Annotated in this window: 22 protein-coding genes, 2 tRNA genes and 1 pseudogene; 7 read left to right on the top strand and 18 right to left on the bottom strand. The window is 64.9% G+C overall.

All coding sequences use genetic code 11. The features are described from left to right. Positions 1 to 59: 59 nt before the first annotated feature. The 9 genes from NTV05_09555 to NTV05_09515 form a co-directional block, all read right to left on the bottom strand. On the bottom strand, positions 60 to 392 hold the full coding sequence (locus tag NTV05_09555) for a PadR family transcriptional regulator (protein ID MCX6544645.1): 333 nt from the start codon (positions 390 to 392) through the stop codon (positions 60 to 62). A gap of 247 nt (positions 393 to 639) precedes the next feature. Beyond that, entirely contained in the window at positions 640 to 2,235 is a 1,596-nt protein-coding gene (locus NTV05_09550) for a C69 family dipeptidase (protein ID MCX6544644.1), read from the bottom strand. A gap of 51 nt (positions 2,236 to 2,286) precedes the next feature. Further along, positions 2,287 to 3,000 carry a hypothetical protein gene (locus NTV05_09545; GenBank protein ID MCX6544643.1) on the bottom strand — a complete coding sequence of 238 codons (714 nt, stop codon included), beginning with the start codon at positions 2,998 to 3,000 and terminating at the stop codon, positions 2,287 to 2,289. After that, positions 2,997 to 3,869, bottom strand: coding sequence for a 4-hydroxy-3-methylbut-2-enyl diphosphate reductase (gene ispH / locus NTV05_09540; GenBank protein ID MCX6544642.1), 873 nt, complete (start codon positions 3,867 to 3,869; stop codon positions 2,997 to 2,999). Before ispH ends, NTV05_09545 begins: the two co-directional genes overlap by 4 nt. Positions 3,870 to 4,032: 163 nt before the next feature. Continuing rightward, positions 4,033 to 4,341 carry a transcriptional regulator gene (locus NTV05_09535; protein ID MCX6544641.1) on the bottom strand — a complete coding sequence of 103 codons (309 nt, stop codon included), beginning with the start codon at positions 4,339 to 4,341 and terminating at the stop codon, positions 4,033 to 4,035. After that, entirely contained in the window at positions 4,338 to 4,958 is a 621-nt protein-coding gene (locus NTV05_09530) for a hypothetical protein (protein MCX6544640.1), read from the bottom strand. Before NTV05_09530 ends, NTV05_09535 begins: the two co-directional genes overlap by 4 nt. Positions 4,959 to 5,801: 843 nt before the next feature. After that, a complete protein-coding gene (locus NTV05_09525; protein MCX6544639.1) occupies positions 5,802 to 7,673 on the bottom strand; it encodes a hypothetical protein in 1,872 nt (623 codons plus the stop codon). Positions 7,674 to 7,691: 18 nt separating this feature from the next. Further along, on the bottom strand, positions 7,692 to 7,967 hold the full coding sequence (locus NTV05_09520) for an addiction module protein (protein MCX6544638.1): 276 nt from the start codon (positions 7,965 to 7,967) through the stop codon (positions 7,692 to 7,694). Positions 7,968 to 8,101: 134 nt separating this feature from the next. Continuing rightward, a complete protein-coding gene (locus tag NTV05_09515) occupies positions 8,102 to 9,985 on the bottom strand; it encodes a GDSL-type esterase/lipase family protein (protein ID MCX6544637.1) in 1,884 nt (627 codons plus the stop codon). Positions 9,986 to 10,157: 172 nt separating this feature from the next. On the opposite strand from NTV05_09515, the gene NTV05_09510 reads away from it, so the two are divergent. From NTV05_09510 to NTV05_09490, 5 genes and pseudogenes are all read left to right on the top strand, one after another. Beyond that, complete coding sequence (locus NTV05_09510) at positions 10,158 to 10,547, top strand: SxtJ family membrane protein (GenBank protein ID MCX6544636.1); 390 nt, start codon at positions 10,158 to 10,160, stop codon at positions 10,545 to 10,547. Between the two features lie 9 nt (positions 10,548 to 10,556). Then, on the top strand, positions 10,557 to 10,706 hold the full coding sequence (locus tag NTV05_09505) for a DUF5989 family protein (protein ID MCX6544635.1): 150 nt from the start codon (positions 10,557 to 10,559) through the stop codon (positions 10,704 to 10,706). 17 nt (positions 10,707 to 10,723) lie between these two features. Next, positions 10,724 to 12,497, top strand: a pseudogene (locus NTV05_09500) (hypothetical protein). Between the two features lie 148 nt (positions 12,498 to 12,645). After that, the gene (locus tag NTV05_09495) at positions 12,646 to 13,368 is read left to right on the top strand and encodes an LssY C-terminal domain-containing protein (protein ID MCX6544634.1); all 723 of its coding nucleotides are present in this window, start codon (positions 12,646 to 12,648) and stop codon (positions 13,366 to 13,368) included. A 235-nt stretch (positions 13,369 to 13,603) separates the two neighbouring features. Continuing rightward, positions 13,604 to 15,772, top strand: a complete 2,169-nt coding sequence (locus NTV05_09490; GenBank protein MCX6544633.1) for a fibronectin type III domain-containing protein — start codon at positions 13,604 to 13,606, stop codon at positions 15,770 to 15,772. Positions 15,773 to 16,117: 345 nt separating this feature from the next. Here NTV05_09490 and NTV05_09485 read toward each other — a convergent pair. The 3 genes from NTV05_09485 to NTV05_09475 all read right to left on the bottom strand — a co-directional run bounded on the left by NTV05_09485 (position 16,118) and on the right by NTV05_09475 (position 16,818). Beyond that, positions 16,118 to 16,192, bottom strand: a tRNA-Cys gene (locus NTV05_09485). A 44-nt stretch (positions 16,193 to 16,236) separates the two neighbouring features. Further along, positions 16,237 to 16,311 (bottom strand) — tRNA-Gly (locus NTV05_09480). A gap of 129 nt (positions 16,312 to 16,440) precedes the next feature. Next, positions 16,441 to 16,818, bottom strand: coding sequence for a YraN family protein (locus NTV05_09475; protein MCX6544632.1), 378 nt, complete (start codon positions 16,816 to 16,818; stop codon positions 16,441 to 16,443). Between the two features lie 227 nt (positions 16,819 to 17,045). Between NTV05_09475 and NTV05_09470 the strand changes: the two genes are divergently transcribed. Further along, positions 17,046 to 18,284: a saccharopine dehydrogenase NADP-binding domain-containing protein gene (locus NTV05_09470; protein ID MCX6544631.1), complete on the top strand. Its 1,239-nt coding sequence runs from the start codon at positions 17,046 to 17,048 to the stop codon at positions 18,282 to 18,284. 61 nt (positions 18,285 to 18,345) lie between these two features. On the opposite strand, the gene cysS is transcribed toward NTV05_09470, so the two are convergent. The 5 genes from cysS to NTV05_09445 are packed head-to-tail and all read right to left on the bottom strand — an operon-like array spanning position 18,346 to position 22,123. Continuing rightward, positions 18,346 to 19,770: a cysteine--tRNA ligase gene (gene cysS / locus NTV05_09465; GenBank protein MCX6544630.1), complete on the bottom strand. Its 1,425-nt coding sequence runs from the start codon at positions 19,768 to 19,770 to the stop codon at positions 18,346 to 18,348. A gap of 20 nt (positions 19,771 to 19,790) precedes the next feature. Continuing rightward, the gene (locus NTV05_09460) at positions 19,791 to 20,096 is read right to left on the bottom strand and encodes a hypothetical protein (protein ID MCX6544629.1); all 306 of its coding nucleotides are present in this window, start codon (positions 20,094 to 20,096) and stop codon (positions 19,791 to 19,793) included. Between the two features lie 13 nt (positions 20,097 to 20,109). Further along, positions 20,110 to 21,048: a bifunctional riboflavin kinase/FAD synthetase gene (locus tag NTV05_09455; protein ID MCX6544628.1), complete on the bottom strand. Its 939-nt coding sequence runs from the start codon at positions 21,046 to 21,048 to the stop codon at positions 20,110 to 20,112. A 2-nt stretch (positions 21,049 to 21,050) separates the two neighbouring features. After that, positions 21,051 to 21,830, bottom strand: coding sequence for an MBL fold metallo-hydrolase (locus NTV05_09450; protein MCX6544627.1), 780 nt, complete (start codon positions 21,828 to 21,830; stop codon positions 21,051 to 21,053). Next, positions 21,827 to 22,123, bottom strand: coding sequence for a DUF1844 domain-containing protein (locus tag NTV05_09445; GenBank protein MCX6544626.1), 297 nt, complete (start codon positions 22,121 to 22,123; stop codon positions 21,827 to 21,829). The genes NTV05_09450 and NTV05_09445 overlap by 4 nt, the downstream gene beginning before the upstream one ends. Positions 22,124 to 22,252: 129 nt before the next feature. On the opposite strand from NTV05_09445, the gene mazG reads away from it, so the two are divergent. After that, a complete protein-coding gene (gene mazG, locus NTV05_09440; GenBank protein MCX6544625.1) occupies positions 22,253 to 23,128 on the top strand; it encodes a nucleoside triphosphate pyrophosphohydrolase in 876 nt (291 codons plus the stop codon). On the opposite strand, the gene NTV05_09435 is transcribed toward mazG, so the two are convergent. Beyond that, positions 23,070 to 25,487, bottom strand: a complete 2,418-nt coding sequence (locus tag NTV05_09435) for a DNA internalization-related competence protein ComEC/Rec2 (GenBank protein ID MCX6544624.1) — start codon at positions 25,485 to 25,487, stop codon at positions 23,070 to 23,072. The genes mazG and NTV05_09435 overlap by 59 nt on opposite strands. Between the last annotated feature and the right edge of the window lie 51 nt (positions 25,488 to 25,538).

Below are 25,538 nucleotides of genomic sequence, written 5' to 3'. Positions count from 1 at the left end.
CCCCGTCTGGCTGGGGGGCCTGACCACGTGCCAACGGTCAACTCTCAGCGCCCTACGGCCTATGCCGTCGTCAGCACCTGGCGGACGGCTGCTGCCAGCCTGTCCCAATTCGCGCGTTGCACCTCGAGCTGCTTTCGGCCCAAGCCGGTGAGTTCGTAGTACTTCGCCCGCCGGTTGTTTTCGGAACTGCCCCACTTCGCCTTGATCCAACCGCGGCGCTCCAGGCGGTGAAGGGCTGGGTACAGCGACCCCTGCTGGACCTGCAGCGCCTCGCTCGACACCTGCTGGATGCGTTGCGAGATGGCCCAGCCGTGCTGGGGAGCCAGCGCGACGATCTTCAGGATCAGCAGGTCGAGCGTGCCCTGCGGCAGGTCGAGACGCGGTTCGGTCATGATTCCCCTTTCACTTCGACAGGACTATACACAACTCTCTTGTCGAAGTGCAAGGGGTCAGGCGGGAGGAACCAATGCCGTCGATCGTGGGTAACGCGTTCGCGCGATACGCTTCTGCCACCGTTTCACCTTTGAGCAGCAGTCGGTACGTGTCCCCTTCTCTTTCATGTACGGGGCCGCGTTGCTCTCTTCCCACGCATTGATGCCGATGATCTCCACCCCGCGCGCGGGGAAGCCGGCCGCCACGCTAGAAGTAGTTCGTGTACCTGCTCCACAAATCGTCGGCGAGTTTCCAGTACGCCTCGACGGCGCCATTGGCGATCGCGTGCGAGTACTTCGTGAGGAACTCCCGCGCCTTGGCCGGATCCTGCTTGTAGAGGGCCACCGCTTCGGCTTCGATCCTCGCCTGATCCGCGTAAGCCTTCTCTTCGATTGGCCGCCACACCTTCTCGATGTCCATCACCATCGGCTGCCAGCGCAGGAACGCCAACTGGCTGACCTGCCGGAAGGCCCACCAGGCGCAGTCGCGGCGGAATTTCGCGCGGCCATCCACCATGAACCACGCGGGCATCTGCGAGATCCCGATGTAGAACGGCATGTGCGGAGTGGTCATCGGGTTGTCGTAGCCGAGCCACACCAGCCCGCCAATCGGATTCGGCAGCCACCCCCTCGACTGCGTAACCTGCAGGTACGTGGCGCGCTTACAGGCAATGGTGCGTTCCGACCCAATTCCGAACGCGTCCAGGTAGTCGTTGTTCATGAAGGGGTTCGCGATCGGGTTCTTCGTCGCCTTGCCCGACGCGTCCAGCTTCACCAACGTACGCGTCATGTCGTAGGGCGTGTCCTGGTAGGTGTCGCGGAAGATCTCGAAGATGTCGTTGACCGACAGCTTCCGTTCGGCCCTGACCGAAATGGGGAAGTTCTCGGCGTTTGCGTCGAGCTTGAGCGATGGAGCGATTCTGCTGAGTGCGCGCCACTCCCGGCGCCGGCTGCCCATCGCGGTACGCCCGCCATAGGCGTAGCAGAACTCGAACTCTTCCCCGCTCTTCGAGTTCCACCACCCGAGTTCCTGGGCCAGGGTCAGCACGTTATCCGACGCCAGGACGTGCTCTTTGTCGGCCAGGTTGAGGCGGCGGATCCGCGGCGCGTTGGCGGATACCGAGACATGGTCGTCCGGGATGCGAACCGCCGCCCACACTGCGCCCTTCTTCCCCTTCCCCGGTCCGAGGATCTCGAACAGCCACGTCTCGTTCGGATCCGCAAACGTAAACGCCTCGCCGTAGTCGTCGTAGCCGTACTTCTTCGTCAGTTCGTCCGCGATTCGAATCGCCTCGCGCGCCGTCTTCGCGCGCTCGAGCACGAGACGATACAGCTCGGGGCAATCGATGATGCCGTTGTCGCTCTTGAGCTCGCGCTTCCCGCCAAACGTCGTCTCACCGATGGCGAGTTGGTGCTCGTTCATAATCGGATAGGCGGCGTTCAGGGACTGATAAGTCTCGGCCACCTGCGGGATCTCTCCCGTCGAGATGCGATCCGAATCGTCGGGCCCCTTGGTCTCCTTCGGATCCATCCACACGGTCGCCATCTCGCCCGGCTTGTGCTTCCTGTTCGGCTCCATCGTCATCCATGTGCGGTCCGTCGTGCTGTCGCAGGAATGGGATGTGATGGTCGACCCGTCTATCGACGCTGCTTTGCCGACCAGGATGCTCGTGCAGCCCTCGCATTCGCACATGGGCCCGTCGGCCTGTGGTTGGCGGGCGAATCCCGGCTGCAGCAGGAACAGCACGACGACCAGGGGGAGTGAAATGAGGAGAAACTTGCGCAGGTGTGAAGGACTGGCCATGGGAAGCCTCCAGGAGTGGGAACCGGGGGCGGTAGTTTGCGCGCCGAAAGATTAGCACAGGGCTTTGGTAGCGAGACGACGCTTCACATGTTCGGATGCGCATAGCCAGCCCAACCGCAGCACCGGCGCAGCCATCAATGACAGTGCGACGGCGAACAACGGCCAGTTGAATCGAACCGGCAGCACATTCACAATGGCCGTTACTCCTTGAGGAGCGACGCGAATCGCGTCGGCCATGAATACGTAGAGCGCCAGCACGATGCCTGCGGCGTTGGGCGCCCAGGTCCAGCCCTCGGGAAGCGGGGTGCGCTGCGGCAGCTCACACTGGCTGGCCAGTGTCCCCCACGCGATCATCAGCAGCGCGACCAGAACCGGCGCCAGCACGGGTCCCCACCACGGCAGCGGCAGCAGAAAGAGAACGTCCCAATCCAGGAGCGAATGCGGCCAACCACACATCACCTTCAGGCACACGTAATAGGAGACGTCCCAGACACCGAAGGCGACCGCCGCATAACCGAGCCGGGTCCGCCACGCTCGCCCGGCGAGAAGGCCGACAGCCAGCAACATGACGAGCGTGGCTGCCTCGCGAACCAGTTCAGCCGAACCGAGTCCTCCGATCATCGGCAACGGATCGGCCTGATACGGCTCGATGCGGCCCACCAGGGTGCGCAGGTAATACACGACCGCCGCCTCGACCCACGCCATCGCGACGGCGAAGGTAGCGACGGTCAACCAGCGAGCAGGACTGAATGCGCGTGTGTTCATGCCTGACACGCATGGCGAGTGCGCCGTCTCCGAACCGGGGTCTGCGATCCGAGTTGGTGTTCCACTTCAGTGATGACCTCCTCTGGTGTCGAGGTGCCAGCCGTGATACCGACGGTCTCCGCCCCGTCACACCACTCGGCCCGCAAGTCGCTCGCCGTCTGCACGTGGTCCACGCGCGGACAATAGCGACTGCAGGTCCTGACCAGTTCGTGTGTGTTGCTGCTGTGCGCCCCGCCGATGACGACCACCACATCACACTGGCGTGCCAACACGACGGCTGCTTCCTGGCGGAGTTTGGTGGGCTGGCACACGGTGTCGATGAAACGAACTTCCGCGTGCGGGAACCGCCCGCGAATCAACTGCACGAGATGCTGCACCCGCTCGATGGGCTGTGTGGTCTGGGCCACGACGCCGAACCGCTCCCGCTCGTGAAGCCGCCGAACGTCCTCCTCCGAGAAGACGACGTCGCACTCGTCGAGATCCTCAGTCATCCCACGCACTTCCACGTGATCGCGCCTGCCGATGATAACCGGGTGAAAGCCCTCGCGCACGACTTTCGCCGTCGCGCGATGCGCCACGTGGACGAGCGGGCAGGTGGCTTCGAGCACCTTCAAACCGCACCTGCGCGTCTGGTTGATGGCCCGCTCCGATGCGCCGTGCGCAGTGACCATCACTGTGTGTGTGCCGACGTCAGCCGGTTGTTGCGCAAAGCGAATCCCCTCGGTCCGCAATTCGGCGAGCACAACCTCGTTATGAACGAGATCGCCGAGGATGGTGAGCGGTTCGTGTTGCGCGGTTTCGATGGCGAGCGTGATTGCGTTCCTCACTCCGAAACACATGCCCAGATGTTCAGCGCGGATGATCGTCATGGTTGATCTGCCGGGGCGGGCAGGAGGCGGCCGCCGCGTCCCGCTGGTATGTCGATGTCTTTCGGCGACACTCACAGAGCGCACCTCTTGCTGTGGTGGTCGTGCGTACCCTTTGTGCTACAAAGTGAATGATTATGCAGATACACGTCCGTTCACAGGTCCTCTACCCAGGCTTGTTCTGCCGGACGATCTGCTCGAGCAGGTTGACGTAGCTGGCAAACGCCTTCTTGCCCGCGGAGGTCAGCGCGCAGGTCGTGCGAGAACGCTTCTTTTCGTAGGACTTGCTGACCGACACGTAGCCGGACTCCTGCAGCGTGCGAATGTGCGTGGTCAGGTTGCCGTCCGTCATTTTGAGGGCGTCGCGCATCTCGGTGAACGACAGTTCCCTCGACGCGGCCAGCATGGACATGATGGCGAGTCGCCCTTTCTCGTGGATGACGCGATCGAGATGGAGAAGCGTTTCGGGGTTCACGCGGCGTTCGTTGCCTTTTCGCTTAAGTGCAGATACGCGCCATACGCCAGGTGCAGCACGCCAAAGAACAGGCCCATCAGCAGATTTGGATTCACGTGGAGGTCCTGTCGCGCAAGTGCTGTGGCGCACACCAGGCCGCACGCGCCCGCAACAAACACCCATCCAAACAGCCTGATGCCTCTCGGCATGAAGAAGCCCGCCGCGTGCAGGGCGCAGCCGTACAAGAGCACCCAAAGGCACGACAGAGACAGGACGCCGCCCGCACCGCCTTCCGCCAGGAGGGACACCAGACCGATGCACATCCCGGCGGCAAGTGGCGGAAGCAGGGCCTGTGCGACCCGCCGCGCAGGCGGGGACCAAAACGGTTCGTGGTCCTTGATTGCCTGCTGTCGGGCGATGAGAAAGGCACCCACGACGGCGACGGCCGCCGTGCCCAGCCAGAGCCCGCCAAAGGCCCGCATCGAGTCCAGGCGAAGCACGGACCCCGCCGCCCCGGCGGCCACGCCCAGCGCGCCGGCAAAGAGCATGATTGGCTCGAGCGCTCGACGATACAACGCGGAGCGCTCCATCAACGTGCGGATGGTCTGAAGCTGTTCGGCGGCCCAGTGTGTTTCCATGTCTGTGACTTTGTATCACAAAGCATAAGTGTGTCAAGAGCGCTCTTCGAGGAGAGCGACGCAGCGGCCATGTTCCTCCTCCTCCTTATGACCGCCGGCTGATTTCCCTGGAGGTCGGCATCGCCCGCCTCTATAACCGGCACGGCCGCATTGCAGTACGCCGTGCCGCGCACGACACGCTGTCAACGCACTGCCTCCTCCTATGAGTAACCGTAAGGCCTTCGGCCTCTGGACGCTGTTCGCGGCCGTCTGCTGGATCACCGGCCTCATCGCGGCCGGCATCTTCATCTGGCATCTCTGGACCGACTGGTCTCCCAGATAGGACTGTTGCCGATCGCGTGTGGGGGGACGCAGGGCATGACGCGAATGCGCTCTCCGGGGAGAGCGGCCTGTCGCATGTCGTGTGAACGTGCGATGATAGGAGTGTCGGCCGCGCTCGTGCGCCTTTGGTCCGGCAGCAAAGCGAGGGAACACTGGCAACTCACACAAAACTTACGGCGCAGAAGCGCATGCGCGAACGTTCGCGTCAGGAATGGCAGAAGGAAAAGGCCGCTCGGCGCGACGAGGCTAAAGCCCGCAGGCAGAGTGCTCCGACGGCCGCAGAACAGGAGGCGCGCGATCTCGCGGGGATCGTGCCCGGCCCCCAACCATCGCCATGGGGGGATGACCCCGAGCCGGGCGGCGGGACCGCTGACAAGAAAGACGAACCTCCCGCGTAGTTGGTGCATTCGCGCCGCAATCACGCAGGAATCCTTCGTCACCCGGTGAGCGCAAACCGCCCATAGGCGCGAGTGCGCCAGGCCACCCTCATGCGGCTACCGGTCTGGTGGCGGTGCGGCGTCGTCACCGACACGCAGCTTTGGGCTCCGACGTTGACGGCCGGTCGTAGAGCCACAACGCGATGTGCGTGTCTGGCAGCGGAACTTCCCGGCGAAATACGAGCTCGCCGCGGTCCACTCGCTCCAGGACGGCGCTCCGCTGTGCCGGGTAGTAACTGGTGACATCGAGCGGCGCGAAGCCCGGGTCGAGAGGCGCTAACAGCAGAACCCGGGTCGCGAGCGGGAGAGCGACGCCATTGGCGCCACCGACCTCGAAGGGGAAGCAAGGCACGCCGGATGGCGGTCCCAGCTCCCACCTGAAAAGACCTGGGGAGAGTTCGTTGCTGTGCCCCACGATCGCCAGACGGTCGCCAGCGTTCAGTTCGGCGCGGATCGAGTCCAGGGCCGCACGCAGCGTCTCGTTGTCGGTGTAGTTCTCGAATGCGTACGCCCGGAACCGCTCCTGCGTGACCACGTCCCGCGCCGCCAGCACACCGACCGCCACGACCAGCGGCGCCAACAGGCTGGCGGCAAGGCGGCCACGGCCCGAACCCATGAACCATCGTCCAACTTCGCTCGCAGCGGCCAGGCAGAGCAGAACGACCATCAACAGCAGGAATCGCGGGAACCGGGTGTGATGGAACGCGATGGCGGCGAACTGCAGCGGGACTGCGACGATGAGCAACTGCATGAGCGGCGGCTGCCGTCGATACCGCACGGTCGCCACGCCAAAGGCGACGACCACACACGCCAGGATCCACTCGTTGTAGAAGTAGGCCGTCCGAAGCGCGTCGAGATAGGCTGCGATGCCCGCTCTGACGGTGGACTCGCCAAGGGGTCGGTTGAACACAAGGTTGAAGACGTCCCGGATGTGGTTCGGATAAGGCGACGCCAACCAGACCGCCACCGGTGCCGCGAACCACAGCAACAGGGGGCGAATGCGCGGATCGGCCGACGTCAGACGAACCCAATCGATCCGGCCCCGACGATGCAGGTACCACAGCCGCCCCAGGAGCAGGTAGAGCACGACGTAGCCAGTGTTGCCAATCGAGTGCACGGAGATCCGCCGCCCGAGGAGTTGGAAGTCGAACCCACCCGAACGCACGATTAGCAGCAATCCGGCGACATACAGGCTGACGAACGCACCGGTTGGCGTTGATACGACGCGCCACGCCCATCGAGAGAGACTCGTCAACCTCCGGACGGCGTTCCAGTCTGAGGTTCGCTCGAACCACTCGTGGAGCACGAGCGGCGCCGCAAGCAGCAGGAAATAATTGTACTTGGTGAAGAACAGGACGGTCAGGGAGACCGCGAACAGGCGCGCCGCCCGCGGGCTCGGGTTGCGACGATAGTGCACAAAGGTGAGCAGCACGAGGAGCTGTGCCAGTGCCCCAAGCACCTCCGTCATGGGCACGGATGCGTATGCCAGCAGGAAGGGGGACGACATCAGCAGCGCCAGGAAGAGGCTGGCTGACAGCACGGCACCCTGCTTCCACTGACGCCACAGCACGGCACAACCAGTCAGGCCGGCGAGGATGAACGCGACCAGGCCGCTCCAGAGCCCGGACGTCATGCCGCCGCCGAGCACGAGGTAGAACGGCACCATGTATATCGAGAGCATCGGCGGCCAATAGCCTTGAAGCCAGAGGTCCAAGAGCAGCCGATGGATCTGGCCGGTGGCGAGCAGGTGGTAATCCAGCCAGCCGTGACCGAGGTGCGTCACCAGGTCCCATAGCGGCACGAGGCGCCGGGCCCGGACAATCTCGATGGTGTGCTGCGCGACGACGTGCGCCACGTAAGCCAGGGCCGCCGTCGCAATTGTCAGGAGGACCGGCAGCGGGATCCCAGGCAGCCACGTCTGATGCTGTGATTCCGCCGCGGTTCTATCGGTCATCATGCGGACGAGGATTGTCGATCAATGGGTGGCCGCTGACAATACGGGAGCTTCGCGCCTCCGATTCGCACGGCGCAGGTCCAGATCCCGCATAATCTTATCGCGGACCGTTTCCCAATCCTGCGCCTCGACGAGTCCTTTGCCAATATCCCGGGAGCGGCGCTCCAGTTCCTCGGCCCAGGCGACCGCCACCTGCTCGGCCGGTTCCTTGAAACTTGCCAACATCTCCTCAGTCAGACGGGCTCGTTCGCAGCGAGGCAGCCTGAGCGCCGCCGCCAGCAAGTCATCGGTCGACATAGGCTCAGCTTACGCCTCGGGCGCTTCTGGCGCCAAGCCCGTTCGGGGTGTGCGCCACATAAGGGAATTGGAGGCGCTGTCCCCCCTGCTCTGCCTCAGCGCGGTGTGTGTGATTGAAGACACAGTCCACAAGATCAGTTGATCTTGACGAGACCTTGCTGTCGCAGGAACTCCGCCAGCGTCGCCGCCGTCAGTGCCTCGCCCGCCTCATTGAGATGTGAGTCGTCCGGAAAGTACATGTTCTCGCCCTTCTCGACGCGCTCCTGCAGGGCCGTCGTCAGATCGAGAAACGGAATCCCCGTCCCCGCGCAAACACGCCGCATCAGCGCGTTCTGAGCCAGCCGATTGCGAGACAGGCGCGCGAGATCGAGCGGCACGGGCATGTCCGGTAGAGAGAAATGCAGCGCGCTGGCCAACTCCTCTCCAGAAAACGTGCGCTCGAGCAGAGGAAGATACACCTGACTCTTGAACGGGATGAACATCAGGACAAATCGCGCGCCAGCATCGCTCGACGCGCGCTGCATGTCGCGGATGTTCTCGATCGCCAGCGCCCACCCGCGCCGTGCCGCGAGATCGTCTTCCGAGTAGCGCAGAAGGTTGAGATACGGCGGCATGAACGCCCATCGCAGCGTCAGCCCGTTGACCGGCACCGTGAACACTCCGCGATCGAAGCGCGGGCCCGCAGAACGAGACGACGAGGCCGACGATGTTCCCACCGCGTCAGCCACCGCGGTCGCCGGCAGCGCGGCGGCAGTCGCCGCTCTGGCGGCCGCCTGGATCGCGCTTGTCAGATACCACGTGTCCGCTCGAATCACGACGTCCCGGATTGGCCAGCCGAGGGTCGGCTGCGTGACGCTGTGGTCGCCGCGTTCGAACTCCTCGAACCGCTCCGCGTCGCGAATGTCATTGCCGGCGAAGAACGCCAGCACCACTACGCGCGGATGGTGAGTCAGGGCGAAATCCTGAAGGACCAGCCGTTCCTGCTGCGGCCCGAAGCCGGCCGTTCCGTAGTTCTGGACGACGAGGCCCAGCCGACGTTCGAGCTGAGACGGCCACGCCGATTCCACCGCCATCGTGAGGGCGTCGGTAAAGGAATCCCCGAGCGCCGCGACATCGATCGGGTCGCGCGTGACGGCATTTCGAAAACCCTCGCCGTCGCTCGAAAACGCGTACCGATGGATTCGCCTCTCGCTCATCGCGGACGGCACGAAGCCCATGCGTATGACGTCGCCGTCGCGCCATTCGTTTTCGGCGCCGCGGACGTTGGGCATCAGACGTCGCCCGTAGCGCGGTGATGACTGCCAGCGCGGATCCTCGGTGGGCTCTCCCAGATCGTGGCGGAGTGCGCTGATCCCGCTTGGCAGCCGGCTGGACGCCACGCGCAGGCCCACCTCCGCGGCAAGCAGGGCGACGCCGACGCTCGCGAACATCGTTAACGCCGCCATCCACGCAAAACGCCCGGGCAGCGGCTGCGGCAACGCGGGATGCAGCCAGCGGCACGTCTTGCGGGCTCGGCGCCAGATCAGCCAGCAGATCGTCAGAATGCCCAGCAGCCACAGCTCCGGGGCGATCCGGAGGTTCCGGCGCAACTGCAGGTCCGACCACGTCAGTTCGCCATGGCTGACGATGTCCACGATGCCGTTTCCGGTCGGGAACTGGCACTCGATCGCCATCGGTCCGGCGACATTCCCCCGAGCCACCACCCTGTCGGCGTCGCCCTGCCGGAGATGAATCTCGAAGCTCGCGGCGCCAGTCGGCGTCAGGTGCGCCCGTATGGTGGAGTCCTGCCCGATAGCTGCGCGAAACGACACCCGTTCGTCGCGCAGCACAATGCGCGGAACGACACCGGTCTTGTCCAGATCGAAGCGCTGACGCGCGGTCGATCCGACCGCATCGTCCACCCGGCGATCGAGATAGAGACGGTAGGTCGCCACGTACGCCCATTCCTTCGCGAGGAGGAGCAGCGTCGCGAGTGCGACAAGGAGCAACACGTGGGGAATCAGGCGGATGGCGCGCACGTCGTTTTGATCCTACGGCGCGGCCCGCAGAAACCAGTGTTCCCTTTGGTACACGTCCTGTCACGCGCGTGACGGATACTGAGCGTCGCCCTCCCGGGCGCCGGGAAGGACAGGCCGGGAAGACGCAACGGGTGGTCTGGTGCTCGTCGAATCGTGATCGGAAAGGTCGACAATGACAGGCACCTTAAGAGCGATCAGCCGGGACAAAGCCAGGGACGCTGGCATGGCGTTTGTCCTGCTCTGTCTGCTTGGATCGGGGTGGTCGCACGCCCGATGGCTCGAATCGGCGGCCATGGTCGGCCTGGTGGTCGACATGATCTGGCCGGCCGCCTTCACGCCCTTCGCCGTCGTCTGGTTCGGACTCGCAGAGGTGATGGGCGCCGTGGTCTCGAGGATCCTGTTGACGGTGCTCTTTGTCGGCGTGCTGACGCCCATCGGACTGGTGCGGCGCGCACTCGGCCGCGATCCCATGCGCCTGAAGCAGTGGCGGCGGGGCCGGGCATCGGTGTTTACGGTACGGGACCACCGGTATACACCCGCCGACCTCGACCGTCCGTACTAGCGAGGGCCTATGCAGTTTCTGGCAGACCTCTGGGGCTTTCTCAGGACGCGCAAGAAGTACTGGATGTTGCCGATGATGGCGATGCTCCTGCTCTTCGGGGCGATCGTCTTCCTGGCAAGCGGCACGGCGGTGGCGCCGTTCATCTACACACTGTTCTAGCACGCCGCCTGACCACGATGCCCAACGGGATTCTCGGGATCTCAGCTTTCTACCATGACAGCGCGGCCGCCATGCTGGTCGACGGGAAGATCGTCGCCGCGGCGCACGAGGAACGCTTCTCGCGCAAGAAGCATGACGCGTCGTTTCCGCGCCTCGCCGCGCGCTACGTGCTCGACGAAGCGGGACTGGCGGTGTCCGACATCAGTTGCGTGGCGTTCTACGACAAGCCCTTCCTGAAGTTTGAGCGCCTGCTCGAGACGTACCACGCCTTTGCGCCCTCCGGGCTGCCGAGTTTCCTGTCGGCGATCCCGGTCTGGATCAAAGAGAAGCTCTAGCGCGTTCTACCCGTCGCCGTTCCCGGAGTCGGCGATCCTCTCGCTCGACGGCGTCGGGGAGTGGGCCACCACCACGATCGGCCACGGCCGCGGGGCCGACATCACGATCCTCCGCGAGCTTGAGTTTCCCCATTCACTCGGCCTGCTCTATTCCGCCTTCACCGCGTATCTCGGGTTCCGGGTCAACTCCGGTGAATACAAGCTGATGGGCCTGGCGCCGTACGGCGATCCGGCGTCGAGTGAGGTCCGGGCATGGCGCGACGCTATCTTCTCCGAACTGGTCGACCTTCGAGACGAAGGGTCGTTCCTGCTGAACATGGAGTACTTCAACTATGCCACGGGGCTGACCATGTGCCGGGACGAGCGGTGGCAGACGTTGTTCGGCATGGCGCCACGCGGGGCGGATGATGAGATCCTGCCGCACCACATGAATCTGGCGCTGGCCATCCAACAGGCCACCGAAGAGATCGTCTTCAAGCTGGCCGACACCGCGCACGCGCTGACCGGGTCCCACCACCTGACGATGGCCGGAGGCGTGGCGCTCAACTGCGTCGCCAACGGCAAACTCCTGAGGCGGGGCCCATTCACCGAGATCTGGATCCAGCCGGCGTCTGGTGACGCGGGTGGCGCGCTCGGAGCGGCGTTGGCCGCGTGGCACATCACCCAGGATCAGCCGCGCCAGTTCCCGGTGACGCCGGATGCGATGAACGGTGCCTACCTCGGTCCCGCATACGGCGCCGGCGACGTCGAACGCATGAGCCGCCGATGTGGCGCGGTGTCGACGCGCTTCGACGACATCGATGCCCTCTGCGATCACGTGGCGGCACTGATAGACGAGGGCAAGGTCGTCGGCTGGTTCCAGGGGCGGATGGAGTTCGGCCCGCGCGCGCTGGGCAACCGCAGCATCCTCGGTGATGCGCGCAATCCCGAGATGCAGCGCCGCATGAATCTCAAGATCAAGTACCGGGAGGGGTTCCGACCGTTCGCGCCGTCGGTGCTGGAAGAGTCCATTGGCGACTACTTCGATCTCGATCGACCGACGCCGTACATGCTGCTCGTGGCGCCGGTGGCGAAGCACCGCTGCCGTCCCCTTCCAGCCGACTACGCGTCACGGCCGCTCTATGAGCGTCTCTACTTCCAGCGATCCGACCTGCCGGCGATTACGCACGTCGACTACTCGGCCAGGATCCAGAGCGTGAGCCGCGCCACCAACGAGCGCTACTGGCGGCTGATTGACGCATTCCGTCGCCGCACGGGGTACGGCGTGATCGTCAATACGAGCTTCAACGTGCGGGGCGAACCGATTGTCTGCACGCCGGCGGACGCCTACCAGTGTTTCATGACAACCGAGATGGACACGCTCGTGGTCGAGAACTTCGTTTTCGACAAAGGGGCGCAGAAGCCGTGGTCTGAGGCCGACCGCAGGAAGTACCTGGGCGCCTACGGCGTCGACTAACTCATGTGTCACGTGACCGCTATCCCGCGGTCGCGCCACGCCGGCCGCGTCTGGGCTGGGGAGGGCGTCTACTCAGAGAATCTGCAGGCGACGCCGCAATCTGCCGTCGGGCGCTTCTGGCGCCAAGCCCGTTCGGGGTGTGCGCCACATGAGGGAGTTGGAACGCGGAGCCATGATGCGGCGTGTGTCGATTCTCGTCCTGGGACTGATCCTGATCTACCTGGTCGTCGCCTACCTGGTACTGCCGTGGGCGTGGACAATCAACACGCGCCGCCATCCTGACCTGAGCGCCAGCCCCCGCATCACCCTCACGGCCGAAGGCGTCTCAGGTGATCCGTTGAACATCGCGCTGGTGGGATCCGACGGCTCGATCGTCCGAGCCATGACCGCAGCCGGGTGGCATCCGGCTGATCCCATCACGTTTCGAACCAGTCTGCGGATCGTTGAACGCACGCTGCTCAAGCGGCCCGATGAGACAGCCCCGGTCAGTAACCTGTTTCTGTTTGGCCGTAGGCAGGACCTGGCGTTCGAGCAACCTGTCGGCGCCAGCCCTCGCCAGCGGCACCACGTCCGGTTCTGGCGGGCGGGCGTGACCGACCTGGGACAGCCGCTCTGGCTCGGGGCGGCGACCTATGACACGTCGGTCGGGGTGAGCCACAGGACCGGTCAGGTCACTCATCACATCGCCGCAGACCTCGATGCCGAGCGGGACAAGTGCTCGGCCGACCTCAGACGAGCCGGGGCGGCCGAGGAGGTCTACTACGTCGAACGGTTCCACGACCGGTTGGAAGGACGCAACGGCGGGGGCGATGCCTGGCACACCGACGGCCGCCTGGTGGTGATCGTGCTCGTGCCGTCTCCGTCGCGGTGACGTGACCGCAGTCCACGCGCGCGACCACGAGAACTCAGGAAGGAAGCTGACGAAAGTCCACCACTTGACGGGACATTACCTCAGTTTACGCCCCTCTGGCGCTTCTGGCGCCAAGCTCGTCCGGGCTGCGTGCGCCACACCACGACTTGACGGCGTACGGTTCATTTGGTGATAGTCTGACTCACTCCTTCTGTCTCAGTAGTGTGACCCGCCAGCGGTGAAGAGGAGGTCAACCATGATCCGTAATCTTGCTTCCGTCGGCGCAGCAGTCCTGTCAGCGGCGCTGCTGCAGCAGTCTCCAATGGGCGCCCAGCAGACGCCCCCGGGCCCACCATCTGGCGCGCCGGGCGCCCAGGTCGCGGCGGCCGTCAGGCATGACCGGTCGCCGGCGCTGCGAGATATTCCGCCGACTATGGTGGAGGTCGAGGGGGGACGCGAGATGCGGGCCCCGATGCCCGTGAAGCGAGGCCCCGGAAAGGCGCAGGGCTTTCGTGACCCCGTGCTGCAGCAGGCGCTTCCCCTGACATTGATGCCCTCTGCGACTGTGAACTTCGACGGCGTCAACAACGTCGACGGCGTGCTTCCGCCCGACACCAATGGAGATGTGGGTCCGAACCACTACGTCCAGTGGGTGAACTTGTCGCTGGCAATCTACGACAAGGCCGGCGGGCTGATGTATGGCCCCACCAACGGCAACACGATCTTCAGCGGGTTCGGAGGCCCCTGCGAAACCAGCAACGACGGCGATCCAATCGCGCTCTACGACGAGCAGGCTGATCGGTGGTTGCTGACGCAATTCGCGCTGCCGAACTACCCTGCCGGTCCGTTCTACCAGTGCATTGCCGTGTCAACGACCGGCAACCCGCTCGGCCAGTACAACCGCTACCAGTTCTCGTTCGCGAAGATGAACGACTACCCGAAGTTCGGGGTGTGGCCCGATGGTTACTACATGTCGTTCAACCAGTTCGCCGCGCGTTCGGGTAAGTGGGCCGGGCAGGGCGCCGCCGTCTTTGAACGGGAGAAGATGCTGGCGGGCGACCCGACGGCTCGGATGATCTACTTCGACATGGCGAGCGACTCGAGCCTCGGCGGGATGCTCCCCTCGGACCTCGATGGCGCGCCCCCGGCAGCCGGTGAGCCGAACGTGTACATGCAGTTCGACGACAGCCCGGACCAGTTGCAGATCTGGCAGTTCCACGCGGACTGGAAGAACACGGCCAACTCGACCTTTACGAAGGCGGCAACTGTCGGCACAGCCGCATTCGACCCGAACATGTGCAACTACGCCAGAGGCTGTATCCCTCAGCCGGGAACGTCGGCCAAGCTCGATGCGATCTCCGACCGGCTGATGTACCGGCTGCAGTACAGGAACTTCGGCGACCACGCAGCTTGGGTGGTGAACCACACCGTCGACGTTGACGGGACTGATCGGGCTGGGATTCGCTGGTACGAGGTCCGCAAGGCCGGAGGCGCCTACTCGGTCTTCCAGCAGGGAACTTACTCACCCGATTCCACCGGCCGCTGGATGGCGAGCGCGGCCATGGACGCGGTCGGGAATATAGCCCTCGCCTTCAACACCTCATCGTCCGTCTTCTACCCGTCTGTGCGCTATACCGGTCGCCTCTTCGGCGATACAGCCGGCCAGATGACTCAAGGTGAGGCCGACATCATGGGCGGCAGCGGATCGCAGACCAGCACCTACAGCCGCTGGGGCGACTACAGCATGCTGGCCGTGGACCCGGTCGACGGTTGCACGTTCTGGGCGACGCTCGAGTACATGCAAACCACCGGGACCGCGCCGTGGCGAACGCGCATCGCGGCGTTCAAATTCCCCAACTGCGGTGCACCGCCTCTGACGGCGCCGACCGGCCTGGGCGCCACCGCCGTTTCGTCTTCCCAGATCAACCTCGCCTGGACAGACAACTCCACCAACGAAGTCGGCTTCAAGATCGAGCGCTGCATGGGTGCAGGCTGTACGAACTTCGCCCAGATCGCCACGGTTGGCGCCGGGGTCGCTGCCTACGGTGACATCGGCCTTGCGGCGTCCACGTCCTACACTTATCGCGTTCGGGCGTACAACTCGGACGGCGATTCCGCGTACTCGAACACGGCGACAGCGACAACGTCTCAGTCTAGTGGTGCTCCTGCAGCCCCATCAAGCCTGCAAGCCGTGGCAAATGGCAAGGGGAAAATCAAGCTGACGTGGGTCGATAATTCGGGGGACGAAACCTCCTTCGTGGTCGAACGGCTGTCGCCCCTCAAGGATGTGCCGGTGGGGTCAAACGTGACGTCCTATACAGATAGCGGCCTCACCACCGGCACGACCTACTCGTACCACGTGAAGGCGTGCAAGAACATCGAGTGCTCTGCCTGGTCGAACACCGCGTCGGCGCGGGCAAGGTAGGCCAGACCTTCCTGCTGGGGCGCAGGCACTGGCCTGCGCCCCCCTCTTCGGCTTCCTCCTCTCCGTTTCCCCCCTCGGCCGAAGCCACGACGCTTGGAGCCACATCGGGCGCGAGTTCCTTGACGAAGGGATTTCATGCTCCGCAGTCGGAGCGGCGACGCGGCCACATTGGCGACTGTGGCAGACACGCCTGGCGGGTGATGCGACCTAACCAGCCCGAGGAACTTCACGGACGCGGTGAAGACGCTCGGCCCTCACCTTCGGCAGACGCTATTCACACTCGCTCCACGGACGCCAACGCAGGGGCCGAATGTGAGACTCAGCCTGCTGTGGTTTGCTGGGAAATGGAGGCGCCGTCCGGATTTGAACCGGAGAATGGAGGTTTTGCAAACCTCTGCCTTACCGCTTGGCTACGGCGCCCTGTCTGGATTGACCGCCGAGAACGACGGCCAAGGAAAGAAAAGTGGAGCGGGAAACGGGATTCGAACCCGCGACTTCGACCTTGGCAAGGTCGCACTCTACCACTGAGTTATTCCCGCTCAATCCGTAAACTACGGTACCACACGGCGACGCGGTGTTTCAACAATTCCGACGGCAATCAGCACACCTCTGCACCGCTGCTCAGCAACGATCGTACCCTGAGTGCCCTTGCCTCTTGCTTCTTCCCCCTACCACCCCTCCGCCGTGAAGGCACCCCGGATAATCTCGACAGTCGGCGGGGCCCCGATGGGCGCGAGCACGCTGACGACGTCGAACCGGACGGGCCGATGCTGGCACCGATGCACGGCCAGATAGAACCGCGCCATCGTGATGATGCGCCGCTGCTTCCACCAGGTGACGGCCTCGGCGGGCACACCGCAACGGGTATCCCGGCGCGCCTTCACCTCAACGAACACCATCGTGTCGCCGTCGGCAGCGACAATGTCAATTTCGCCAACCCGCGTGCGGTAGCGCCTGGCAAGAACTGCGTACCCCCGCCGCCGGAGCGCCTCACACGCGAGATTCTCGCCCAGTATTCCGAACTTGACCGTCCCAACCGAGCCCATGTGGTCATTACGAGTGCAAGGTCTGGACCGCCAGCGGCTGCGGGCGGTTTCCCGGATATAATGGGGTGTTTGCCTGGCGCTTGCCGCGGTCACCGTGGCGGCGTCGCTCCGCCCGCGTCCCCCCAGTCTCGCCTGGTCCCACCGAACAATGGTCCAGCGCGCACGTGTCGCGGTCGACGGCCGAGGGCGGTCCCGGATCATCACATCGACTCCCGGAGGAGTGGCTTATGAAAGTGCTCGTATTGGGCGGCGGCGGCAAGATGGGCTCCATCGTCGCCTTTGATCTGGTTCGCAACAATGAGGTCACCGAGGTTGGACTGGCGGATCAGAGCCAGGCGGCGCTGGACCGCGCACGCGCGTGGCTCAGACATCCGAAGATTGTGACGCACCAGGTGGATGTGGGCCGCGCCGACGACCTGGCGGCGCTGATGCGCCTGTATGACGTCGGCGTCAACACCCTGCCGAACCGTCACGCCAGCTACACGGTCGTCGAGGCGGCAGTCCGCAACGGATTCAACTTCGTCGACATCCTCGAGGAGTATCACCGGCGCCCCGACGCGTACGAAGTCGAGGGCCTGGTGCTGCCGCAGGGCATGACGCTGGATCAATACGGAGACTGGATCCACGAGACGGCCATCAGGAACCACGTCACGTTTGTCGACGGCATCGGCTTCGCGCCCGGCATCTCCAATGTGACGTGCGGAGAGGGGATCCGTAAGCTCGACGTGGCCGAATCCGTGATCGCGCGCGTCGGCGGCGTGCCGAACAAGGAAGCGTCAGCCCGCCATCCGCTGCGCTACATGATCACGTGGGCGTTCTCGCACGTGCTGCGGGAATACGTGATCAAGGTGAACGTGCTGCAGAATGGCCAGCTCACGGAAGTGGACGCGTCGAGCGGACGCGAACGCTTCTCGTTCGACAAGATGGGCAAACACGAAGCGCTGGAGTGTGCCATCACTCCGGGCATGCCCAGCTTCATCTTCACGCGCTCAACCCTGAAGCAGTTCGCGGAAAAGACGGTGCGCTGGCCGGGACATTGGGATGGAGTCCAAACGTTGAAGGAATGCGGGATGCTCGACCTCGTTCCGGTCGAGGTCGGCGGCGTCAAGGTGGTGCCGCGCGACGTGCTGCTGGCACGGATTGAGCCGTTGCTGCGCGCGCATCCGGGCGAGACCGACGTCTGCATCATGTACAACACGGTCCTGGGGCTCAAGGACGGCAAACCGACGCGGGTGTCGTACCACCTGTGGGACGAGGCGGACACGGTCAACGGCGTGTCGGCCATGGGCCGCGTCACCGGCTACACCGCCGCGATCGCTGCGGTGATGGTGGGCCAGAAGATGGTCAAGGAAACGGGCATCGTCGCGCCCGAGGACTGCTTCTACGGCGAGAACTACGGTCACTTCATGGGTGAACTGGCGAAGCGAAGCATCAGGATTGAAGAGACGGTGGAGACGATTCAGTAGACGCCGGCCGCCTTCGCCTCCGGCTACGGCGGCCAGGGGCGCGAGTAACCGCACCAGAGGGTTAGGCGCCCCTGCCGATCTTCCAGCGTGTGCCACTGGCGGAATCTTCGAGGATGATGCCGCGGGCCGCCAGCTCCTTGCGGATGCGGTCCGCCGTCGCGAAGTCGCGGCGGCTTCTGGCCGCCTGGCGTTCGGCGATGAGCCGTTCGATCTCTTCTGGCGCGGGCGCCGATTGAGCATCCTCGGCGCGCCTGAGCGACATGAATCCCAGCACACGGTCGATGTCGTCGAACACTCCCCGGATCGACTCGAGGTCGGGCTCCCCCATCTCTCCGGCATCGATGGCCGAGTTCAGCGCGCGCACCAGATCGAACACGATGCCCAGGGCGCCGGCCGTATTGAGATCCGCGTCGAGCATCTCGCCAAACTCGGCGCGTGCCTGTTCGACCCTGGCCACCGTCGCCGGATGAGGCTCGCCGCCACGGACGTGGTCGAGCCGGCCGAGGAAGTCCATCAACCGCTGCACCGCCTCTTCGGCCTGCTGGAGGCTGACCCACGAGAACTTCAACTGCTTGCGGTAGTGAGTCGACATGTAGAGATACCGCAGCGCCGACGGCCTGAAGCCCCGCGCGACGACGTCGGGAAGCGTGAACTGGTTGCCGAGGGACTTCGACATCTTCTCTTCGTCGATGAGGAGATGCTCGACGTGGACCCAGAATCGTGAGAACGGCGTCCGGGTGGCCCCCTCGCTCTGGGCGATCTCATTCTCGTGGTGCGGGAAGACGAGATCGATGCCACCAGCGTGCAGGTCGATCGGCGCGCCGTCCAGCAGCCGCAGGGCCATGGCCGAACACTCCAGATGCCAGCCGGGCCGGCCCGGGCCCTGGCCGAAGTCCCACGTCGGCTCGCCGGGATGGGTGGCCTTCCAGAGCACGAAATCCCGGACATCTTCCTTGGCGTAGGAGTCCGAATCCACGCGCGCGCCAGGCTGGATGCCGCTGTGGTCGAGCCGCGCCAGATCCCCGTACGCCGGGAAGGTCGCGATCTTGAAGTAGATCGATCCGTCGCTCCGATACGTATGGCCGTTGCGATCGAGCGCGCCAACCAGGTCCGACATCGCCCGCAGGTTCACCTCGTCGGTGGCCCGGGGATTCTCCTCGACCGGCTCCAACGCCAGCGCCCGGGCATCTTCGCGAAACGCCGCGATGTACTGATCCGTGTACTCGCGCAGCGGCATTCCGGCCTTCTGGGCCCCGGCGATCGTGCGATCGTCGACGTCGGTAAAGTTCATCACCTGCCGCATCGTGTAGCCGCAGTGATACTTCAGCACGCGCCTCAGCACATCGAGACACACGAAGGTCCGGAAGTTGCCGATGTGCCCGCGGTTGTACACGGTCAGACCACACGTATACATCCGGACGGTATTGTCCCGCAGGGGCGTGAAGGCCTCCTCGCGTCGCGTCAGCGTGTTGTACAGGCGGAGCATTGATGCAACGAGCCTTGAACCTACTTCGGCCTGGGGAAACCGAGCGCCAGGAAGCTGTTCGACCCGCAGGACACCGACAGATCGAGTGCTGTCTCTCCCGCGCACAGCGACACCTCGATCGGCGGTGCGTCTTCGACGCGGTGTCCGTTTACGGCCTTGAGAAACGCGGTCTCCATCGACCGCCCGACCTCAGTCGCTTCATCCTCGCCCATCCCGGCAGAAACCGCGAGACGGCTCGTCAACTCGCCAACCGTCGGCGCAAAGTCCCGATTCGGCGGAAAAGTCGCCGTCAGGCACAAGGTCGGACGCTCGTCGGCAACAGTCATTGAGGATCTGATTCTAAACCGAAATCACCTTCAGCAGGGCCCGGGCACGTTCACAATCGGCCGAGATCTGCGCCTGCAGGGCCTCTGTGGACGTGAACGTCAGCTCATCCCTCAGGCGCTGAACGAATGACAATCGCACGCGCGTGCCGTACATGTCGCCTCCACCATTCAGCAGATGGGTCTCCACCAGTTGAGCCGCGGATTCGCCGAACGTCGGGTGGTGTCCGATGTTGGTCACCGATGGCCACTCCCTGCCATCGACGCGCACAACCGTCGCGTAGACACCCGGCCTGGGCAGCAGTCGGTCGCCCGTGTCGAGATTCGCCGTTGGAAACCCAATCAGGCGGCCGCGTCCGTCGCCAACGACAACGGTGCCCTCGATGTCATAGCGATGCCCCAACAGTTCCGCCGCCTCACCGACCGCACCCGCCTCAACCAGAGCCCGGATCCGCGTGCTGCTGACGATGGTGCCGTGGTGGAGCACCGAATCAACCTTGCTGGCAGCGAATCCATACTGACGGCCGAGGGTCTGAAGCGTCGAGACGTCTCCCGATCGGTTGTGTCCAAACCGGAAGTTGGCGCCGACCCAGACTTCGGAAACGCCAAGCCAGTCGACCAGGACCGCCTTCACGAACACCTCCGGGCCCCACTGGGAGAGTTCGTAAGTGAAGCCGACGATGGCCACCCCTGCCAGGCCCGTGCGTTCGAGGGCTTCGATCTTCCTGGCCATGTCCATCAGCAGGCGCGGGGCCTCGCCGGCCCTGGTGATCCGCCGTGGGTGCGGGTCAAACGTCAGGAGCACGGGCGTCCGGTCGCCCTCGGTCGCGGCCCGAATGACACGGTCCACAATCGTCATGTGGCCGCGGTGCAGGCCGTCGAAATTGCCCAGCGCCAGAACGGGCGATCGCCATGCCGCGGGCCGCGAATCGTCTGGATAGCGGATGATCTCCACGATCAAATCTCCAGCACCAGGCCGTCGTAGGCGAGCTCAACTCCCGCCGGAAGCTGCACGTTGGTCGCGGCGTGCGGAAGATCGTGACAGACGTGCGTCAGGAAGGCTCGGCGGGGCGCCAGCCGTTCGATCACACCGAGCGCGCCGGCCACGTTGAAGTGCGTGCCGTGCGGCCGATGCCTGACCGCGTCGATCACGAGGGTGTCGAGCTGGGTGAGCAGCGGCCACGACTCGTCGGGAATCAGATTGCAGTCGGTCAGATAGGCAAATCCGCCGACCCGGTATCCCAGGATCAGCTGCGGCCCATGCCACACCTTGACAGGAACGATCGTCTGTCCCGCGATCGACAGCGGGCCGGCCAGCTTCTGCAACTGAATGCGCGGCAATCCCCCGCCGTGGTCCGTGGCGTCAAACGCGTAAGAGAAGATTCGCCGCACGTTGTCGATGGTGTACTCATCGCCATAGCAGGCGATAGGCTTGCCGCCCTGGAGCACATTGAATCGCCTGACGTCATCGAGGCCCATCACGTGGTCGGCGTGACAGTGCGTGAAGAGAATCGCGTCGACCCGCACGACGCCGTGCCGCAGCGCCTGCATCCGCAGATCCGGCGTCGTATCCACCAGCACGCTCGTGCCGTCTTCGAACTGGATGTACACGGAGGGACGGGTCCGCTGGTCGCGGGGATCAGCCGACTGGCAGACCGGGCAGCCACAGCCGATCATCGGCACGCCGTGCGACGTGCCGCTACCCAGGATCGTGACGCGACCAGCCGGGGTGCTCAAGACGACTCAGGTACCTTGTCGTCGGCCGGACCCGGGTACTGCTGGGCCGCGACGAATCGCATCCGCAGGTCGTACAGCACCTGCTCAATCATCGAGCGCTCCTGGGCCGTAAGGTTGCCCTGGGTCTTTTGTTCGAGCATCCCGAGAATCTCGATCATCTGCGCCGCGCCGGCCAGATTCAGCGGCTTCTTCTCGCCCGTCACCGGATCGGGATAGTCGCCAAAGTGCACGGCTGCCGTGGTCATGAGCGAGATCACGAAGCCAGTAAATGTCACCGTCGGGTCTTCAGACACGCTACCGCCTCCCTGCTCACGACGTCACCCTCGCCCGCGCCCGCAATCGTCCACTACCCCGATCGGAGGAGACGCCGTGCGGTCCGCCGGCCAGAATGGCCACCGGATCGGCATGGTAGCATACCGCCCATGGCTCCAACGACACCCGCCGATGCGTTCGCCCGACTGGTCGAAATCGTGCGCTATCTGCGCGGTCCGAACGGCTGCCCGTGGGATCGGGCGCAGACGCTTCAGACGCTGCGGCCCTTCCTGCTCGAAGAAACCTACGAGGTGCTCGAAGCCCTGGACCGGGACGACCGGGTGGCTCTTCGCGAAGAACTCGGCGACTTCATCTTCGAAGCGGTGCTGCTTGCGCAACTGTGCGACGAGGCCGGCGATTTCTCGATCGCCGAGTCGCTCGAGTCCATCTCGAACAAGCTCGTGCGCCGGCACGTCCACGTCTTCGGGCCGAACGAGGGAACACCTGCGAAGCCGGCTGAGCCAAGCACAATGACGCCCGACGAGGTGATCCGGCTGTGGGAAAGCGTCAAGGCTCGCGAGACCACCGACACGGGCAAGCCCAAGACGACGCTCGGCGGCGTGCCCAGGACACTGCCGGCGTTGCTGCGCGCGCACGAAGTCTCCACACGTGCCGCCGCGGTCGGTTTCGACTGGGAACGCGCGGCAGACGTCGTGACGAAGATCGAGGAGGAGGTGGCGGAGCTGCGCGAGGTGGTCGGCTCCGGTTTGGCTGCTGATCGGGCACGGGCCGAAGAAGAAATGGGCGATCTGCTGTTTGCCATCGCGAACCTCTCGCGCAAACTCGGGATCGAACCGGAGTCGGCGCTGCGCGAAGCCAACGACAAGTTCACACGCCGATTCGGCTCGATGGAAGCGAGTCTCCGGGAACACGGCAGAGCGCTCACCTCCTACACCCTTGACGAGATGGAGACCGCCTGGGGCCGCGTCAAACAGGCGGAACGGCATGCGGCGCCGCCGGCGTCAGGCGCTGACGGCGCCCGGTGAAACTCCTCACGTCCGCGGTGCGCCCGTCGGTCTCGATCGTGACGGCGCCATCCTGATCGGTCCGGAACACGGCGGCGCCAATTGCACGGTATCGTTCCACCACATCCCGGCCGGGATGCCCGAACCGGTTGTTCCTCCCGACGCTCATCACCACGGCCGCCGGCAGCAGCGCCCGGAGAAGCGGCTCAGAGCTTGACGAGGGGCTTCCATGATGTGGAGCCTGCACGATGGTGATCGGCGCCGGCGTGAGCAAGCGCGCCAGCGCCTGCTCGCTCGCCGCCTCGATGTCTCCTGGCAGCACGATCGCAACACGTCCGTAGCGCAGCTCAATGACGACGGAGTCGTCGTTGCGGACGCGCTGCCGCTCCCAGTCGGCGGGCGGAGGATGCCACACGATGAGGTCGACGCCCGCGATCCGGATCTGATCGCCCCGCTGGACCGTGCGCCACGCCGAGCCGCTCCCGCCCGCGAGATCGCGCAGCTGGCGCAGCGGTTCGTGTTTCGGGACGGGAGTTCCTTCCCAGACCTCATCGGGCACCAGGTCGCGCACCAGGGACGGAGCTCCACCGATGTGGTCCGCATCGCCGTGTGTCAGGACGAGGTGTGCCAGTTGCCTCACACCACGCGTCCAGACCACAGGCTCGATGACCCGACGCGCGATGTCGAACCGCGGTCCGGTTGCTCCTCCGGCGTCGATCATCCACGCGTGACCAGAGGGGAATTGAATGAGGGTCGCATCGCCCTGTCCGACGTCGATGAACGTCACACGCAGTCGGCCTGCCGCGCCCCGGCTGACGACCGGCGCCGCGACGATCCAGATGCCGGCGGCGACGACGACGAGCGCCGCGACACATCGAACGCGGAAGATGAGACGGACCCGAGACTCCACTTCCGGCCGGATCGCGAAGAGGACACACCAGGCTATGTAGTAGACGACGATCGCGACCGATTCGGGGGGAGGCAGCCTGGTAGTCAGCCAGGGAACCAGATCGACGAACCTGGCGCTCTCGACCAATCCCCATGCCGCCGCGTGAGTGACGACGCCCGCAAGACTCGCAAGCGGGGCCGACAGTCCCGCGAGTCCCAGGACGCACATGCCCCCGATCTGAACGACGGTCATCAGCGGAATCGCTGCGAAGTTCAGCGCCAGCCCAGCCGCCGTCACTCGCGAAAAGACGGTTGCCGAAATCGGGAACAGCGCAAGTTCGGCGGAGAGCGACGCCACAAAGAGGGCGACAACCGGCCTGAGTGCCCGTGGCAGCGGCGGCAGGCTCCCGAACGCCACCGGTGAACCGACAATGATCGCGAGTGTCGCGCCGTAGGTGAGCCACGCGCCGGCATCGTAGATCATCAGCGGTTGGATCGTCAGACTCAGACCCGCTGCGCACGCGAGCGCGTTCAACGGACGACCTCGTCCGTCAAATGCGTGAGCCACCAGCAGCACAACGGCCATCGTTGTCGCACGCGTGACGGATGCGCCGCCGCCAACGAGAAACGCGTACCCGATCAGGCAGGCCGCCACCCCGACGTCCGGGATGATGGGCACTTGCGTGACCAGACGGACCGTGACGAAGAGAAGGCCGGCCAGAATCGCGATGTTCCCGCCCGAGATCGCGATGACGTGATACGTTCCCGCCCGCTGCAGCCGCTCTTCCGTCTCGTCGTCGAGGCCGGTCCGGTCCCCGAGAATCACGGCGCGAGCCACCGCGGCCGACCGCGCACTCCACCTCCCAATCACGCGGTCGATCACGCCGCGCGCCCTGGCCCGCAATTCGGCGCACGCCTCCTCGATCGGGGTGCCTCGTGCGATCACCTCGACCAGCAGGCCGCTCTTCGCGAACCCCACCAGTGTCGTTCCGCGCCGCGCCAGCATCAGCTCGAAGTCGGGCACTCCTGGATCCAGATAGCGCGCCGGGCGCCGCAGTTGAGCCGGAACCGTGACCACTCTGCCGCGCCGCCACGCCGCCGCTGCCGCCGGTTCGACCGTGCCCACCACGTTCAAGACGACGCCCCCGCCTGCAGTCCACGATCGACCCTCGACGCGGAGGCTCATCGACTCCATCGCGAGACGGGATCCGCCGGAAGCAGAGGGGGCCGCATCCTCCGTCAAGCGCCCGGTGACGACGACCACTCCGCTTGGCTCATCGGTCAGCTCGGTAACCCCGTGCGCCGCCTTGAGCGCCGCCCTGGCAGGCGTGTGGAGTGCGGCCCACGTGGCGCTCGAACCGAGCCCGACGCCGCACACGGCAAATCCCGCCAGCGCGCTGGCGACGAACCGGCCGGTCGAACGAATCATCAGACTCGCGAGCGCCAATCCCCACGCGAGGCCTGCGGCGGCGATGGAGATGTGCGAGGGCATGTGCCAGGCGCAGCCGGCGGCAACGCCACACAGAAGGGCGAGCACTGGAGG

It is taken from the genome of Acidobacteriota bacterium (assembly GCA_026393755.1).
GTDB lineage: Bacteria > Acidobacteriota > Vicinamibacteria > Vicinamibacterales > JAKQTR01 > JBAXOX01.
This window is presented reverse-complemented; position numbering and strand designations above follow the sequence as displayed.

What these genes read in the sequence shown, in the direction of transcription:
- NTV05_09555 (MCX6544645.1), bottom strand. Translation starts at nt 392, where the DNA reads ATGACCGAACCGCGTCTCGACCTGCCGCAGGGCACGCTCGACCTGCTG.
- NTV05_09550 (MCX6544644.1), bottom strand. Translation starts at nt 2,235, where the DNA reads ATGGCCAGTCCTTCACACCTGCGCAAGTTTCTCCTCATTTCACTCCCC.
- NTV05_09545 (MCX6544643.1), bottom strand. Translation starts at nt 3,000, where the DNA reads ATGAACACACGCGCATTCAGTCCTGCTCGCTGGTTGACCGTCGCTACC.
- ispH (MCX6544642.1), bottom strand. Translation starts at nt 3,869, where the DNA reads ATGACGATCATCCGCGCTGAACATCTGGGCATGTGTTTCGGAGTGAGG.
- NTV05_09530 (MCX6544640.1), bottom strand. Translation starts at nt 4,958, where the DNA reads ATGGAAACACACTGGGCCGCCGAACAGCTTCAGACCATCCGCACGTTG.
- NTV05_09525 (MCX6544639.1), bottom strand. Translation starts at nt 7,673, where the DNA reads ATGATGACCGATAGAACCGCGGCGGAATCACAGCATCAGACGTGGCTG.
- NTV05_09520 (MCX6544638.1), bottom strand. Translation starts at nt 7,967, where the DNA reads ATGTCGACCGATGACTTGCTGGCGGCGGCGCTCAGGCTGCCTCGCTGC.
- NTV05_09510 (MCX6544636.1), top strand. Translation starts at nt 10,158, where the DNA reads ATGACAGGCACCTTAAGAGCGATCAGCCGGGACAAAGCCAGGGACGCT.
- NTV05_09505 (MCX6544635.1), top strand. Translation starts at nt 10,557, where the DNA reads ATGCAGTTTCTGGCAGACCTCTGGGGCTTTCTCAGGACGCGCAAGAAG.
- NTV05_09495 (MCX6544634.1), top strand. Translation starts at nt 12,646, where the DNA reads ATGAGGGAGTTGGAACGCGGAGCCATGATGCGGCGTGTGTCGATTCTC.
- NTV05_09490 (MCX6544633.1), top strand. Translation starts at nt 13,604, where the DNA reads ATGATCCGTAATCTTGCTTCCGTCGGCGCAGCAGTCCTGTCAGCGGCG.
- NTV05_09475 (MCX6544632.1), bottom strand. Translation starts at nt 16,818, where the DNA reads ATGGGCTCGGTTGGGACGGTCAAGTTCGGAATACTGGGCGAGAATCTC.
- NTV05_09470 (MCX6544631.1), top strand. Translation starts at nt 17,046, where the DNA reads ATGAAAGTGCTCGTATTGGGCGGCGGCGGCAAGATGGGCTCCATCGTC.
- cysS (MCX6544630.1), bottom strand. Translation starts at nt 19,770, where the DNA reads ATGCTCCGCCTGTACAACACGCTGACGCGACGCGAGGAGGCCTTCACG.
- NTV05_09460 (MCX6544629.1), bottom strand. Translation starts at nt 20,096, where the DNA reads ATGACTGTTGCCGACGAGCGTCCGACCTTGTGCCTGACGGCGACTTTT.
- mazG (MCX6544625.1), top strand. Translation starts at nt 22,253, where the DNA reads ATGGCTCCAACGACACCCGCCGATGCGTTCGCCCGACTGGTCGAAATC.
- NTV05_09435 (MCX6544624.1), bottom strand. Translation starts at nt 25,487, where the DNA reads ATGCCCTCGCACATCTCCATCGCCGCCGCAGGCCTCGCGTGGGGATTG.